This is a genomic window from Paraburkholderia sp. TE9906 (genome assembly GCF_056279605.1).
Genome location: NZ_JBWCCT010000002.1, coordinates 233620 through 247653 on the forward strand (window position 1 = coordinate 233620; position 14034 = coordinate 247653).

13 protein-coding genes are annotated in these 14034 nt (G+C 64.6%); 4 read left to right on the plus strand and 9 right to left on the minus strand.

Going from position 1 to position 14034, the window contains the following annotated elements:
• Window positions 1–121 precede the first annotated feature (121 nt).
• Genes ACZ9H4_RS04980 through ACZ9H4_RS04995 form a run of 4 tightly spaced genes read right to left on the minus strand, consistent with a single transcriptional unit; the run spans window position 122 to window position 3944 of the window.
• On the minus strand, window positions 122–862 hold the full coding sequence (locus tag ACZ9H4_RS04980; protein ID WP_476118373.1) for a PqiC family protein: 741 nt from the start codon (window positions 860–862) through the stop codon (window positions 122–124).
• Window positions 859–2505 (minus strand): PqiB family protein, encoded by a 1647-nt coding sequence (locus ACZ9H4_RS04985; protein WP_408143512.1) that lies wholly within the window; start codon window positions 2503–2505, stop codon window positions 859–861. Before ACZ9H4_RS04985 ends, ACZ9H4_RS04980 begins: the two co-directional genes overlap by 4 nt.
• Entirely contained in the window at window positions 2498–3148 is a 651-nt protein-coding gene (locus ACZ9H4_RS04990) for a paraquat-inducible protein A (protein ID WP_408154702.1), read from the minus strand. Before ACZ9H4_RS04990 ends, ACZ9H4_RS04985 begins: the two co-directional genes overlap by 8 nt.
• 7 nt (window positions 3149–3155) lie before the next feature.
• Window positions 3156–3944: a paraquat-inducible protein A gene (locus ACZ9H4_RS04995; protein ID WP_408154704.1), complete on the minus strand. Its 789-nt coding sequence runs from the start codon at window positions 3942–3944 to the stop codon at window positions 3156–3158.
• Between the two features lie 428 nt (window positions 3945–4372).
• Here ACZ9H4_RS04995 and ACZ9H4_RS05000 point away from each other — a divergent pair, with 428 nt between their 5' ends.
• The 4 genes from ACZ9H4_RS05000 to ACZ9H4_RS05015 all read left to right on the plus strand — a co-directional run bounded on the left by ACZ9H4_RS05000 (window position 4373) and on the right by ACZ9H4_RS05015 (window position 7740).
• The gene (locus ACZ9H4_RS05000; protein ID WP_408143517.1) at window positions 4373–4933 is read left to right on the plus strand and encodes a cytochrome b; all 561 of its coding nucleotides are present in this window, start codon (window positions 4373–4375) and stop codon (window positions 4931–4933) included.
• 8 nt (window positions 4934–4941) lie between these two features.
• On the plus strand, window positions 4942–5505 hold the full coding sequence (locus tag ACZ9H4_RS05005) for a YceI family protein (protein WP_408143519.1): 564 nt from the start codon (window positions 4942–4944) through the stop codon (window positions 5503–5505).
• A gap of 110 nt (window positions 5506–5615) precedes the next feature.
• Window positions 5616–6182, plus strand: a complete 567-nt coding sequence (locus tag ACZ9H4_RS05010; RefSeq protein WP_408143608.1) for a YceI family protein — start codon at window positions 5616–5618, stop codon at window positions 6180–6182.
• A 280-nt stretch (window positions 6183–6462) separates the two neighbouring features.
• On the plus strand, window positions 6463–7740 hold the full coding sequence (locus ACZ9H4_RS05015) for an MFS transporter (protein WP_476118375.1): 1278 nt from the start codon (window positions 6463–6465) through the stop codon (window positions 7738–7740).
• Window positions 7741–7824: 84 nt separating this feature from the next.
• Here ACZ9H4_RS05015 and secF read toward each other — a convergent pair whose 3' ends face one another.
• From secF to queA, 5 genes are all read right to left on the minus strand, one after another.
• Window positions 7825–8775, minus strand: a complete 951-nt coding sequence (gene secF / locus ACZ9H4_RS05020) for a protein translocase subunit SecF (protein ID WP_408143523.1) — start codon at window positions 8773–8775, stop codon at window positions 7825–7827.
• An 18-nt stretch (window positions 8776–8793) separates the two neighbouring features.
• Window positions 8794–10842, minus strand: coding sequence for a protein translocase subunit SecD (secD, locus tag ACZ9H4_RS05025; protein WP_408328516.1), 2049 nt, complete (start codon window positions 10840–10842; stop codon window positions 8794–8796).
• Window positions 10843–10960: 118 nt separating this feature from the next.
• Window positions 10961–11290 (minus strand): preprotein translocase subunit YajC, encoded by a 330-nt coding sequence (gene yajC, locus ACZ9H4_RS05030; RefSeq protein ID WP_007179286.1) that lies wholly within the window; start codon window positions 11288–11290, stop codon window positions 10961–10963.
• 198 nt (window positions 11291–11488) lie between these two features.
• Window positions 11489–12679, minus strand: a complete 1191-nt coding sequence (gene tgt, locus ACZ9H4_RS05035) for a tRNA guanosine(34) transglycosylase Tgt (RefSeq protein WP_408154708.1) — start codon at window positions 12677–12679, stop codon at window positions 11489–11491.
• A 193-nt stretch (window positions 12680–12872) separates the two neighbouring features.
• Entirely contained in the window at window positions 12873–13928 is a 1056-nt protein-coding gene (queA, locus tag ACZ9H4_RS05040) for a tRNA preQ1(34) S-adenosylmethionine ribosyltransferase-isomerase QueA (RefSeq protein WP_476118376.1), read from the minus strand.
• Window positions 13929–14034: the final 106 nt, after the last annotated feature.

The window sequence follows — 14034 nt, forward strand, 5'->3', positions numbered from 1 at the left end:
TAAAGGATAGGTGAACTTTCCGTGGCTATCCTTGATAACGTCGGTCAGAACCTCGCCAGCGTATTCAACGCGGCCAAAGCGAAAACGCGCAGACGCGAGAGACGCTTAAACCCAACCTCCCTCAACCGCCAGCCGCCGCCGCCGTAGTGGCACCCGCGACAGGACACGCCGGCACGACCACCGCGGCCTCCTTGCCCGACGAGCCACTCGCCACGCTACGCGGAGCCGCCGCAGCCATCGCCTGCACCGCCGACGCGATCTGCCCGCTAATCTGCTGCAACGCGCGACGGTGTCCTTCGACGAGCGCGTCATAGCCGCCGCTAACCGCCTCGTTCACCACGCTGCGGCACGTCATCACCGCGTTGCTGCGCACGGCCCGCACGCTCCACACCGCATCGATCAACGCATGCGAGCCGGGCCACGACTCGAAGCGTTGCACATTCATGCTGACGCGATACACCGGCGTCGCATCCGGATGCGCGGTGCCATAGACGTCGATGGTGCCGAGCTGCTGCGTGAGACTCGTGGACAGCGCGCGGCGGATTTCGTCGCCGGGCAGCGACGCCCAGCGCTCCTCTTCGAGCACCTTGACCTGGGTCGGGGCGGTCTGCACGACGAGTTGATTTTTCGCCACTTGCGGCGGCACGTCGACCGGCGCGACCTCGATCAGCCAGGTCTGCGCGGCGGCCGTCCGCGTGCCGCCCGGCGCGGCGGAGCCGGCCGCGGCATCGGCGCCCAGCGTGTAAAAGCGGCTCGGCGGCGACGCGCATGCCGCCAGAGTCACAGCCGCGGCCAGCGCGCCGGCGTACGCAGCGCCGCGCACGAGCGCGCGCGATGGGCGGGGGAGCCGGGCAAACATCATGGTTTATCTCCTGATTTACCGCGCAACAGCGATTCGGGATGGCGCTCCAGATAGTCCGACAGCGCGTTCAACGACTGCAACGTGCGCGTCAGTTCCTGCAACGCCTGATGAACATCCGACTGCAACGGCGAGTCCTGCTGCAACGTCGCCTGCGCCGAGCCGAAGGTCTGCTTCGCCGCCGCGAGCGTGTCGCGGGCTTGCGGCACGACTTCCTTGTCGAGGCGCGTGAACAGTTGATCGGCGTTTTTCAGCGCGCTGTTCAGGTTGGTGCCGATCTGGTCGAACGGCACCTTGTCGAGCTTCTTCGCGATGTCGGCGACCTGGAGCTGCAACTCGTCGAGCGTGTTCGGGATGGTCGGCAGCTCGAGCGGATCGCTCGCGACGTCGACGGTGGCCGGCGCCGCCTTCGGGAAAATATCCAGCGCGACGTACAGCTGGCTCGTGATCAGATTGCCGGTGCGCAACTGGCCGCGCAGTCCATGCTTGACCAGTTGCTGCAGCATGTTCTGACCGGCGAGGCTGCCCGGCGCCGGGGCGGTCTCGCGGAAGCGCTTGCCGAGGCGGTCGGGGTAGATGTTCATCGTCACCGGCATCGTGAAGCTGCGCGTCTTCGGATCGTAGTCGATGCCGATATTGGTCACCTGGCCCAGCACGATGCCGCGGAAATCGATCGGCGCGCCGATCGACAGCCCGCGCAGCGACTGGTTGAAGTTCATCACCACGCGCAGCGGCACGCCGTCCGGGTCGCGCATCGCGTCCGCTTCATCCGACGCGAGCCGGAACGTCATGTTGTTCGGCGCCTGCGCGCCCACACCCTGGCCGGGCGGCGACTGGAACGACAGGCCGCCGACGATCACCGTCGCGAGCGACTGCGTGTTCAGCTTGAAGCCGCTCGAATCGAGCCGCAAGTCGACGCCGCTCGCATGCCACCAGCGCGAGTTGGTGCCGACGTACTGGTCGAACGGCGCGGACACGAATACCTGCATGGTCACGCCGGTGCCGTCTTTGTCGAGCGAGAAGCCGACCACCTGGCCGACCTGCACGCGCCGGTAGAAGATCGGCGAGCCGATGTCGATCGAGCCGAGCGAGTCGCCGTGCAGCACGAACTGGTGACCCTTCTGGTCGCCGGTGATCGGTGGCGGCGTTTCGAGGCCGACGAAGTTCTTCTCGGTATCCGACGAACGGCCGGCATCCGTGCCGATGTACGCACCCGAGAGCAGCGTGGTGAGACCCGATACGCCACTTGCGCCGACGCGCGGGCGCACCACCCAGAAGCGCGAATCCTTGACCGCGAATTTTTCGCCTTCCTTGGTCAACTGGACCTGCACCAGCACGTGCGACAGATCCTGCGCGAGCGTGATGGTCTTCACCGACCCGACGTCGACGTCCTTGTACTTGACCTTGGTCTTGCCGGGCTCGAGGCCTTCGGCGCTGATGAAGCTGATCGTGATGACCGGACCTTTTTCGGTCACCGACTTGATCACGAGCGCGATGCCGATCAGCGCGGCGATCAGCGGAATCACCCAGACGAGCGACGGCAGCCAGCGGCTGCGCGGCTCGATGTCGGGGTCCGGGAGTTGCGGCGGCAGCCTGGGTCCGTTCGAATCGCCGGAGGCGGGCGTCGGTCCTTGCGGGCTAGTCATGGTCGAGATCCTGAGGTTTTTGAGTATTACCGTCCACGGGGTCCCAGATGAGCCGTGGATCGAATTGCATGGACGCCATCATGGTCAGGATCACTACCGAGCCGAACGCGATCGCGCCCGGTCCGGCCGTGATCACGGCAAGCGATTTGAAGCGCACGAGCGCGACGGTGAGCGTGACGACGAACACGTCGAGCATCGACCAGCGGCCGATCCGCTCGACCATCCGGTACAGCGTGGTGCGCTGCTCCGGCCGCCAGCGCGAGCGGCGCTGCGCGGTGACGGTGAGCAGCACCAGCACGCTCAGCTTGAGCATCGGCACCATGATGCTGGCGATGAACACGATCACCGCGAGCGGCCAGTCGCCCGAGGTCCAGAAATACACGACGCCGCTCATGATGGTGTCGTCTTCGGAGCCGAGCAGCGACGCAGTGTGCATCACCGGCAACAGGTTGGCCGGAATATACAGCAGCGCCGCGGCGATCAGCAGCGCCCAGGTGCGCATCAGGCTGTCGGGGTTGCGCACGTGCAGGTGCGCGCCGCAGCGTCCGCAGTGCTGCGGCGTGACCGAGCGGATGCGCGGCTCGACGCGTCCGCATGCGTGGCAGGAGACGAGCCCCGCGCGTTTCGCGGTGACGTATTTCATCGTGCGCTCATCCCTGATGCGGCGCGGGCGGCGCGCCGGGTGGCAACGGCGGTTGCGCGGCGGTAGACGCACCGTCCGGCGGCGCGGTGGGCGCGGCGGGCAAGTCAGCCGGTGCGGGCGGGCCGGCCTGCGTGCCGACGGCAGCGGCGGCGCTGTCGGCGGCGGTGCGCGGCAGCGGCCGCTGGTTGCGCTCGCCGAGTTCGTCGGCGAGATCCCACAGCACGCGCGGATCGAACGTGACGACCACCGCGAACATCAGCGTCAGGGTGCCGAACGCGAACAGCGCGGCCTCGGGGATCACGCGCGCGAGGCTGACCATCTTCACGATCGTGATCAGCACGCCGAGCATGAACACTTCGATCATCCCCCATGGGCGCACGAACTGGATCGCGCGCAGCACGCGGTTGAATGCGGAGGGCACGTAGCCGGCACGCAGCGGCACCAGCACGTAGAGCAGCGCGACGAGTTCGGTCAGCGGAAACAGGATGGTCGAGCAGAACACCATCACCGCGACGATCTGCATGTCCTCGTCCCACAGCGCGATGAGCGCGCCGAACAGTGTAGTTTGCGAGGTGATACCGTTGGTTTCGAGTTCGACGATCGGAAAGCCCTGCGCGATCACGAAGGTGATCAGCGCGGCCAGCGTCATCGCACAGATGCTGTCCAGCTTGCGCGAGACGCCGCGATAGAGCGTCGCGCCGCAGCGCGGACAGCGTGCGCTCGTGCGCCCCACAAGCCGTGGCTTGCGGAAAAGCGTATCGCATTCATGGCACGCGATCAGGTTGTCATGGTCCATACGGCAAAAGGGCTAACGACGTGAAAGGCAGCGTGCAAGGCCGGTTCTTATTGGCAGGCCGGGCGAGAGTGCAGCCATAGTACCAAAGGTGGCTTTTTTGCCGCTGCCCCGACCCCATCCTTGGGCGCGCATCGCGAGCCGGGCGGCGGCCGGCATCGGGCAGTTGCGCGCGCTCAGGTATCGCTTGGGTATCGATTCGGCATTTTCGGCCCCCCGATTATCGAACGACGGATCGCTGTGCAGCAAAATCCGAACCAGTCCGATCCGAATCCCCCTGCCAGCTTCTTTTGCATGGGGTAGCATGGCGGCCTTGGCGTCTATCGCAGCAGGCAAGTCCCTGGCCGCACACTCCGATGCCATGCGCATCGACGCAGGGAATAGCAGAGCAAGCTGCGCCGTTAACCTCTATTAGCTTGCGTTGACCTGTCATGGCACTCAATCCTTCATTCGGCAGCCGGGAGTCGTACACGCGGACCGCCATCGCCTTTCACTGGCTGATCGCGCTTCTGATCGTGTGCGGCTTCGCGCTCGGCTGGGTGATGACCGACATCCCGGGCTTCACGCCCACCAAGCTGCGTTATTTCTCCTGGCACAAATGGATCGGCGTGACGGTGTTCGCTCTCGCGATCCTGCGCATCCTGTGGCGCGCGACTCACGCGGCCCCGCCGATGCCGCGCCGCATGCCCGCCTGGCAGCGCGGCGCTGCGCATCTCGTGCATGTGCTGCTGTACGTGCTGATGATCGCCATTCCCGCCTCCGGCTACCTGTACAGCTTGGCGGCGAACGTGCCGGTGGTGTACCTCGGACTGATCCCGCTGCCGCGTCTGATCGCGCCGGACCCGCACCTGAAGGAACTGCTCAAGGCCGTGCATATCGCGCTGAATTACACGTTGCTCGTGCTGGTCGCGCTGCACGTGGCGGCCGCGCTCAAGCATCAATGGCTGGATCGCGACGGCCTGCTGTCGCGCATGCTCCCTTTCCTCAAATAAGGACAACCATGAAGGTCTCGTTTTATCGCTACATGCTCGCCGCGTTCGCCGCGGCCTCGCTGACCGCGGCCGGCAGCGCGCTCGCGCAGGTGGACCTCGCGAAGAGTTCGGTGACGGCCACCTCGAAGCAGATGAACGTGCCGGTGGAGGGCAAGTTCAACAAGTTCGCCGCGCAGGTCAGCTTCGATCCGGCCAAACCGGCCGAGGGCAGCGCGCAGCTCACCATCGACGTGGGCAGCTATGACCTCGGCGACGAAAGCTACAACGACCAGGTGCGCGGCAAGGAGTGGTTCGACGCGAAAACCTACCCGAGCGCCACCTTCGTGTCGAGTGCGATCGCGCCGGCCGGCGGCAATCAGTTCAAGGTGACCGGCAAGCTGACCATCAAGGGCAAGTCGCAGACCGTGGTGGTGCCGGTCACGGTGAGCCAGCAAGGCGCGACGCAAACCTTCGACGGCTCGCTGCCGATCAAGCGTTCGCAATTCGACATCGGCACCGGCGAGTGGAAGGACACGTCGGTGGTTGCCGATGACGTGGTGATCAAGTTTCATATCGTCGCGGCGCATAAGTGAAGCGTGCGATGCGCGTGATGTCCGCTGCGCTCGTTGGACGTTCGTTGGGCGCGGCCGTTTTTCTCACCGCTTTTTTCCCCAGAATCGAGGAGCATGAATTGAAAACATCCATGTTGATCGCCGTCGGCGCACTTGCTTCTTCTATCTCGTTCGGCGCGTTTGCGGCCGATACCTATCAGCTCGACCCGACCCACACGTATCCGAGCTTCGAGGCGGATCACTTCGGCGGGCTGTCGGTGTGGCGCGGCAAGTTCACGAAGAGCGCCGGCACGGTGACGCTCGACCGCGCGGCGAAGACCGGCACGGTGGACGTGACGGTCGATCCGGCTTCGATCCAGACCGGCAACAGCAAGCTGGACGAACATCTGAAAACGGATGATTTTTTCGACGTCGCGAAGTACCCCGCGGTGACCTATAAGGGCACCGCGATCCGCTTTGACGGCGACAAGCCGGTCGAAGTGGTCGGCAATCTGACGATGCGCGGTGTGACCAAGCCGCTCAATCTGAAGATCGATTCGTTCAAGTGCATGCAGCACCCGGTGCTCAAACGTGAAGTATGCGGCGTGGAGGCGAGCGCCCAGTTCAGCCGCGCCGATTTCGGCATGGATTCCGGCGCTAAGTACGGCTTCAGCATGGAGACGCGGCTGCATATCCAGTCGGAAGGTATCAAGCAGTAAGCGCCTTGACCCGCGTCGCCGTTGCGCCGCAACACAGGAAGCCGCTTCGTTCGCCTTGCGACGAAGCGGTTTTTTCTTGCGTGTCCGTTATCCGTCGGCGCTTTGCGCGATCCGCCCTGAGGCCTCATGCGGCGCTGCATCCAATTTGCCGCTCGCGCCGGATTTATTTTCCAGTTAAATAGAGCGCTGGCACCGAACCGGTGAGGCGCGCATCGGATTCGGCTGCATCGGGCGCAGCGCGCCCGCATCAAACAATATTTCGCGCGAACTGGAGATCTGGATGAATGCAACGACCGCAGCAAGCCTCGCGGGGAGCCGGCAGAGTTCGTGGCGCGCGGTGATCGCCGCCTCGATCGGCAATGCGCTGGAATGGTTCGACCTGGTGGTGTACGGCTTTTTCGCGGTGACCATCGCGAAGCTGTTTTTTCCGGCCGGCAACGACACGGTCTCGCTGCTGCTGACGCTCGGCACCTTCGGCGTGTCGTTCTTCATGCGCCCGCTCGGGGCGATCGTGATCGGCGCGTACGCGGATCGCGCCGGGCGCAAGGCCGCGCTCACGCTGTCGATCCTGCTGATGATGGGCGGCACGCTGATCATCGCGATCCTGCCGACCTATCAGAGCATCGGCCTCGCCGCGCCGCTGATTCTCGTGATGGCGCGTCTGATGCAGGGCTTCTCGGCGGGCGGTGAATTCGGCAGCGCGACCGCGTTTCTCGCCGAGCACGTGCCGGGACGGCGCGGTTTCTTCGCCAGCTGGCAGGTGGCGAGCCAGGGACTCACGACGCTGCTGGCCGCCGGCTTCGGCGTGCTGCTCACCGGTTCGCTGGCGCCGGAACAGATGGCGTCGTGGGGCTGGCGCGTGCCGTTCTTCTTCGGTCTGCTGATCGGGCCGGTCGCCTGGTACATTCGCACGAAGCTCGACGAGACCCCCGAATTCCTCGCGGCCGAAACCACCACGACGCCGCTGCGCGACACCTTCGCGAGCCAGAAGCTGCGGCTCGTGATCGCGATCGGCGTGGTGGTGCTCGGCACCGTGTCGACGTATCTGGTGCTGTTCATGCCGACCTATGGCGTGAAGCAGCTTGGGCTGGCGCCGTCGGTCGCGTTCTCGGCGATCGCGCTGACCGGCGTGATCCAGATGGTGTTCTCGCAGCTGATCGGTCATCTGTCGGACCGGCATGGGCGCACCACGATCATGCTGGTGCCGGCGCTGCTGCTGCTCGTGCTGATCTATCCGGCCTTTCTGTATCTGGTCGCGCACCCGACGTTCGGCACGCTGATGGCGATGCAGATCGTGTTCGGTTTCCTGATGACGGGGTACTTCGCGGCGCTGCCGGGTTTGCTGTCGGAGATGTTCCCGGTGCAGACGCGCACGACCGGCATGTCGCTCGCGTATAACATCGCCGTGACGATCTTCGGCGGCTTCGGGCCGTTCATCATCGCGTGGCTGATCAGCGCCACGGGGTCGAAGGCGGCGCCGAGCTACTACCTGATTTTTGCCGCGGCGGTGAGCCTCGTCGCGTTGATGGCAGCGCGTCGCAAGCTTGGATTTCGCTGAGGCGACGCGCCGGTAAACGTAAAAGGCCGGTTCAGGAAGAACCGGCCTTTTGCATGGTTGACGAAGTCCGCCTCTACAACAGGATCAGACTTGGGCGCCCGCGTTCGGGTCGTTCGGATCGGTGCGTTCCTTCTTGTCCTTCACCAGATCTTCGCGCTTCACGCCGAGCCACATCGCGAGCGCGGCGGCGACGAACACCGACGAATAGATACCGAACAGAATACCGACCGTCAGCGCCAGCGCGAAGTAGTGCAGCGTCGGGCCGCCGAACAGGAACATCGACAGCACCATCATCTGCGTACAGCCGTGCGTGATGATGGTTCGCGACATCGTGCTGGTGATCGCGTGGTTGATCACCTCGATCACGGTCAGCTTGCGTTCGCGGCGGAAGGTCTCGCGAATCCGGTCGAAGATAACGACCGACTCGTTCACCGAATAGCCGAGCACCGCAAGCACCGCGGCCAGCACCGACAACGAGAACTCCCACTGGAAGAACGCGAAGAAGCCGAGAATGATCACCACATCGTGCAAGTTCGCGATCACGCCGGCCACCGCGTACTTCCATTCGAAGCGGAACGACAGGTAGATCACGATGCCGATCACCACGCAGGCGAGTGCGAGCAGGCCGTCGGTGGCGAGTTCCTTGCCGACCTGCGGGCCGACGAACTCGACGCGCTGCAATTGCACCTGCGGCGTCTCGGCCTTCAGCGCGGTCATCACCTGATCGCTCTGTTGCGCCGACGTGTAGCCCTGCTTGAGCGGCAGACGGATCAGCACGTCGCGCGAGGTGCCGAAGTTTTGCACCTGGGCGTCCGCGTAGCCGAGTTTGGCCAGCGTGCCGCGCACCGGATCAAGCGGCGCGGCGCCCGGATACTGCACTTCGATCACGGTCCCGCCGGTGAACTCCACCGACAGATGCAGCCCGCGATGCACGAGGAAGAACACAGCGGCAAGGAACGTCAGCAGCGAGATTGCGTTGAAGATCAACGCACGCTGCATGAACGGAATGTCTTTGCGAAAACGGAAAAATTCCATGGTCTTGTTCTCCGGGACTCAGCGGGATGAACCCGGTTTCTGCGGCGTGTTCGAGGAACCCGACGCATCGCGGCGGCGCACGGTCGGCTTGCCGGTGCGCGCCTGCGCGCCTGCCGGAGCCTTCGGCTTGGCTGCGGCCTTGGCGACGGCTTTCGCGGTGTCGGTGTCGGCGTCGTTGTTGCCGAGGTAAGCGCCCGAGCCCGCGGGCGCCGTTTCCGGACGCCACACCTGGCCGATCGCCAGCGACTTCAGCTTCTTCTTGCCGCCGTACCAGAGGTTGACGATACCGCGCGAGAAGAACACCGCCGAGAACATCGACGTCAGAATGCCGATACAGTGGACCATCGCGAAGCCGCGCACCGGGCCGGAGCCAAAGGCGAGCAATGCGAGACCGGCGATCAGCGTGGTGACGTTCGAGTCGAGAATCGTCGCCCATGCATGCGCGTAGCCGTTCTGGATCGCCAGTTGCGGCGGCGCGCCGTTGCGCAGTTCTTCACGCACGCGTTCGTTGATCAGCACGTTCGCGTCGATCGCCATACCGAGCGCGAGCGCAATAGCGGCGATACCCGGCAAGGTCAGCGTGGCCTGCAACATCGACAGCACCGCGATCAGCAGCAGCAGGTTGACCGACAGACCGATCATCGAGATTACGCCGAACAGCATGTAGTACGCGATCATGAACACGGCGATCGCTGCGAAGCCCCACACCACCGAGTGGAAGCCCTTCTTGATGTTGTCGGCGCCGAGGCTCGGGCCGATCGTGCGTTCTTCGATGATTTCCATCGGCGCGGCGAGCGAACCGGCGCGCAGCAGCAGCGCGAGGTCGGCGGCGGCTTGCGGAGTGGGCTGACCGGTGATCTGGAAGCGGTCGCCCAGTTCCGACTGGATGGTCGCCACCGTCAGCACTTCGCCCTTGCCGCGTTCGAACAGCACCATCGCCATCGGCTTGCCGATGTTGTCGCGCGACACGCTGCGCAGCGCGCGGCCGCCGGCCGAGTCGAGGCGCAGACTGACGGAAGGACGCTGATGTTCGTCGAAGCCCGCCGACGCATCGATGATCCGGTCGCCCGTGAAGATGACCTGCTTGCGCAGCAGCACCGGCGTCTGGTTGCCCTGGGTGAACAGTTCGTCGCCCGGCGGCACCGGGTCGGACGGATTCGGATGCGTGTTGACCGGGTCGGCGAGGCGCGCTTCGAGCGTCGCCGTGCGGCCGATGATGTCCTTCGCCTTGGCCGTGTCCTGCACGCCCGGCAGCTCGACCACGATGCGGTCCGCGCCTTGCTGCTGGATCACCGGCTCGGCCACGCCGAGTTCGTTCACGCGGTTATGCAGCGTGGTGATGTTCTGCTTGAGCGCGGCGTCCTGCACGGCGCGTTGCACCGCCGGCGTGAACGTGCCGACCAGTTGCACACCGCCGTCCTGGCCCGCCTGCGAGGCCCACTGGAGTTCGCTGATGCCGCGGCCGAGCAGCTTGAGCGCCGCGTCCGCCGTAGCCTGATCGGCCAGATTGACCACCACCGACTGGCCCACGCGATTCACGCCGCCGTCGCGCACGTTGTTGTCGCGCAGCAGCGTGCGCACGTCCGAGGCGTCCGAGTCGAGCTTCTTGTTGAGCGCGCCGGCCATGTCCACTTGCAGCAGGAAGTGCACACCGCCGCGCAGATCGAGACCGAGGTACATCGGCAGCGCGTGCAGTGCCGAGAGCCAGGTGGGCGATGCGCTTTGCAGGTTCAGCGCGACGATGAACTGCGGATCGGTCGGATCGCTGTTCAGCGTTTTCTGCAGCAGGTCCTTGACGCGCAATTGCGTGTCGGTGTCCGGCAGACGCACGCGAATGTTCGTGTTGGTCGTCGAATTGTCGAACGTGACGGCGGTCGGCTTGATCTGATTGGCGGCGAGCGCGGCTTCGACTGCAGCCAGCGTGGTCGAGTCGAGCCTGACCGTTGCCTTGCCGCTCGACACCTGCACCGCCGGCGCTTCGCCGAACAGGTTGGGCAGCGTGTACACGAGGCCGATGACCAGAGCCACCAGCATCACGGCGTATTTCCAGAGGGGGTAGCGATTCATGAGTGGTCCAACGGGAAGGTTGGCTTGGAAGCGATGCGTCCGGCGATGAGCGCGGGTGATTCAGCACGGGTTGGCGTGAATCGCCGGCGAGGCCGCGCCGGACGCGAGAGAGCAGGCCTTACAGCGACTTGATCGTGCCCTTCGGGAGAATCGTCGTGACCGACGCTTTCTGCACGGTGATTTCCGTGCCTTCCGAGATTTCGACGCCGACGTAAGCCTCACCCACCTTGGTCACCTTGCCGACGATGCCGCCGTTCGTCACCACTTCGTCGCCCTTGGCCATGGCGGCGAGCATGTTGCGATGCTCCTTCTGGCGCTTCATTTGCGGGCGAATCATGATGAAGTACAGCACGCCGAACATCAGGATCAGCGGCAGGAAGCTCATCAGGTTCGATTCAATGCCACCTGTTGCTGTGCCTTGGGCAAAGGCATTGGAAATGAACGACACGTTGGTCTCTCCGTTATCAGTCAAACGATCAAAAAAATCAGCCGATTATTCTACCACCGGCCTGACGCGCGTCGGCGCGGCGAATCGGCTTTGCGATCAACCGTTTAAAGCCTTTTTACGCCGTCCGCGAAAGTGGATTGTAAGGTTTTCGGGTCGCGGCGCGCGGATTCTTCGGTTGAATCCGCGCGCCGGACCCTGTCAGGGCGCCTGTTCGACGCCGCGCGCGCGGTTCTCGTGGAAGCGTTTGCGGAACGGCTCGAACATCTTCGCGTCGATCGCGTCGCGCATTTCCTGCATCAGTTCGAGGTAGTAGTGCAGGTTGTGGATCGTATTCAGCTGCGCGCCGAGGATTTCGCCGACACGGTGCAGGTGGTGCAGGTAGCCGCGCGTGAAATTGCGGCAGGTGTAGCAGCCGCATTGCTCGTCGAGCGGGCGCAGCGAGTTCCTGTGCGTGGCGTTGCGGATCTTGATGTCGCCGAAACGCGTGAACAGCCAGCCGTTGCGCGCGTTGCGGGTCGGCATCACGCAATCGAACATGTCGACGCCGGCAGCGACCCCGGCCACCAGATCTTCCGGCGTGCCGACGCCCATCAGATAGTGCGGCTTGTCGGCAGGCAGCTTCGGGCCGATGTGGTTCAGCACGCGCATCATGTCTTCCTTCGGCTCGCCGACCGACAGGCCGCCGATCGCGAGGCCGTGGAAGTCCATTTCCGCGAGACCCGCGAGCGACTCGTCGCGCAGGTCCTCGAACATGCCGCCCTGGACGATGCCGAACAGCGCGTTCGGATTGCCGAGCCGCCTGAACTCGTCGATCGAGCGCTGCGCCCAGCGCATCGACATGCGCATCGAGTCGGCTGCATCCTTGTGCGAGGTCGGCACGTTGTTGGTCGCGTACGGCGTGCATTCGTCGAACTGCATGACGATGTCCGAGTTGAGCACCTTCTGAACCTGCATCGACACTTCCGGCGACAGGAACAGCTTGTCGCCGTTGATCGGCGACGCGAACGTGACGCCGTCTTCGGTGATCTTGCGCAGGTCGCCGAGCGAGAACACCTGGAAGCCGCCGGAGTCCGTCAGGATCGGCTTCTTCCAGCCCATGAAGCCGTGCAGGCCGCCGTGGGCTTCGATGGTTTCCAGACCGGGGCGCAGCCACAGGTGGAAGGTGTTGCCCAGAATGATCTGCGCGTGCATTTCTTCCAGTTCGCGCGGCTGGACCGCCTTCACCGTACCGTAGGTGCCGACCGGCATGAAGATCGGCGTTTCCACCACGCCGTGATTCAGCGTGACGCGCCCGCGCCGCGCCTGACCGTCGGTGCCGAGCAGTTCGAATTTGAGGCCGTTGGCGGGGCGCTCGGTGGTGGTCTCTTGCGATTGATGACCGAGGGTCATTGAGTAACTCCTGGGCTACCGGAAAACAGTCCGGCGCGAATGTTGAAGCGGACTTCGGATGGGTGATTCTGCATCGGACCGGGAAAGCGCTAAAAGCGCTGACTCTGATCGACAACCCCAAACGTTGAAATGCCGCCGCGAATGTTCACGGCGGCGAGGGAACTGCAAAAACTTCAATACGGCCAGGCTGTTTTCAGACGTCGCGGCGCGTCAGCAGCATCGCATCGCCGTAGCTGAAGAACCGGTAACGCTCTTCGATCGCATGACGGTACGCCGCGCGAATCGTCTCGACGCCGGCGAACGCCGACACCAGCATCAGCAACGTCGACTTCGGCAAGTGGAAATTCGTCACCAGCCGGTCGACCACACGGAATTTGTAACCTGGCGTGATGAAAATGTCGGTTTCCGTGCTGGCTGCAGCGAGCGGCCGGCCGGCGGCTTCGGCGTCGCGCGCGGCGGCTTCGAGCGCGCGCATCGAGGTCGTGCCCACCGCGATCACGCGATTGCCGCGCGCCTTGGTCGCCGCGATCCTGTCGGCGAGCGACTGCGGCAGGTGATACCACTCGCTGTGCATCTTGTGCTCGGCGAGATTCTCAACCCGCACCGGCTGGAACGTGCCCGCGCCGACGTGCAGCGTCAGCGTCGCGCGTTGCACGCCGCGGGCGTCGAGTTGCGCGAGCAGCGCGTCATCGAAATGCAGCCCGGCGGTGGGTGCCGCGACCGCGCCGGGATTCTGCGCGAACACGGTTTGATAACGGGTCTCGTCGGTCGAATCGGGATCGTGCTCGATGTACGGCGGCAGCGGCAGGCGGCCGAACTGCTCGATCAGCGTCAGGCAGTCGTCGGGGAAGTGCAGCGTGTAGAACGGCTCGACCCGCTCGCCGAGGGTAACGTCGAACGCGTCCGCGAGACGGATCGTGGTGCCCGGCTGCGGGCTCTTGCTCGCGCGAATCTGCGCGAGCGCCGTGCGCTCGCCGGTGAGGCGTTCCACCAGCACCTCGACCTTGCCGCCACTGGCCTTCTGGCCGAGAAAGCGCGCCTTCAGGACTTTGGTATCGTTGAAGACCAGCAGATCGCCGGGCGCGATGCACTCGGGCAGCTCGGCGAAGCGGCGGTCGATCAGACGCGCGGCGTCGGCGCCGCCGGTGTTGTTCACCTCGAGCAGACGGCTGGCGCTGCGCTCGGGCAGGGCGACTTGCGCGATCAGCTCGGGCGGCAAATCGAAATCGAAATCGGAAAGCGTAAACATGCGAACGACTGGAAGCGAATTGAGACTGAATTGAGCCGAAGCCGGAGCCGGGCGGCTATGATTGCGGGACGCCAGAGCGGCCCGCTAGCCCACGCGCCTGCGGTGA

Excerpts from the sequence above, each read along its gene's own strand:
- secD (WP_408328516.1), bottom strand. The coding sequence starts at position 10,842 with ATGAATCGCTACCCCCTCTGGAAATACGCCGTGATGCTGGTGGCTCTG.
- ACZ9H4_RS05015 (WP_476118375.1), top strand. The coding sequence starts at position 6,463 with ATGAATGCAACGACCGCAGCAAGCCTCGCGGGGAGCCGGCAGAGTTCG.
- ACZ9H4_RS05010 (WP_408143608.1), top strand. The coding sequence starts at position 5,616 with ATGTTGATCGCCGTCGGCGCACTTGCTTCTTCTATCTCGTTCGGCGCG.
- ACZ9H4_RS04990 (WP_408154702.1), bottom strand. The coding sequence starts at position 3,148 with ATGAAATACGTCACCGCGAAACGCGCGGGGCTCGTCTCCTGCCACGCA.
- tgt (WP_408154708.1), bottom strand. The coding sequence starts at position 12,679 with ATGACCCTCGGTCATCAATCGCAAGAGACCACCACCGAGCGCCCCGCC.
- ACZ9H4_RS04995 (WP_408154704.1), bottom strand. The coding sequence starts at position 3,944 with ATGGACCATGACAACCTGATCGCGTGCCATGAATGCGATACGCTTTTC.
- queA (WP_476118376.1), bottom strand. The coding sequence starts at position 13,928 with ATGTTTACGCTTTCCGATTTCGATTTCGATTTGCCGCCCGAGCTGATC.
- ACZ9H4_RS04985 (WP_408143512.1), bottom strand. The coding sequence starts at position 2,505 with ATGACTAGCCCGCAAGGACCGACGCCCGCCTCCGGCGATTCGAACGGA.
- ACZ9H4_RS04980 (WP_476118373.1), bottom strand. The coding sequence starts at position 862 with ATGATGTTTGCCCGGCTCCCCCGCCCATCGCGCGCGCTCGTGCGCGGC.
- ACZ9H4_RS05000 (WP_408143517.1), top strand. The coding sequence starts at position 4,373 with ATGGCACTCAATCCTTCATTCGGCAGCCGGGAGTCGTACACGCGGACC.
- secF (WP_408143523.1), bottom strand. The coding sequence starts at position 8,775 with ATGGAATTTTTCCGTTTTCGCAAAGACATTCCGTTCATGCAGCGTGCG.
- ACZ9H4_RS05005 (WP_408143519.1), top strand. The coding sequence starts at position 4,942 with ATGAAGGTCTCGTTTTATCGCTACATGCTCGCCGCGTTCGCCGCGGCC.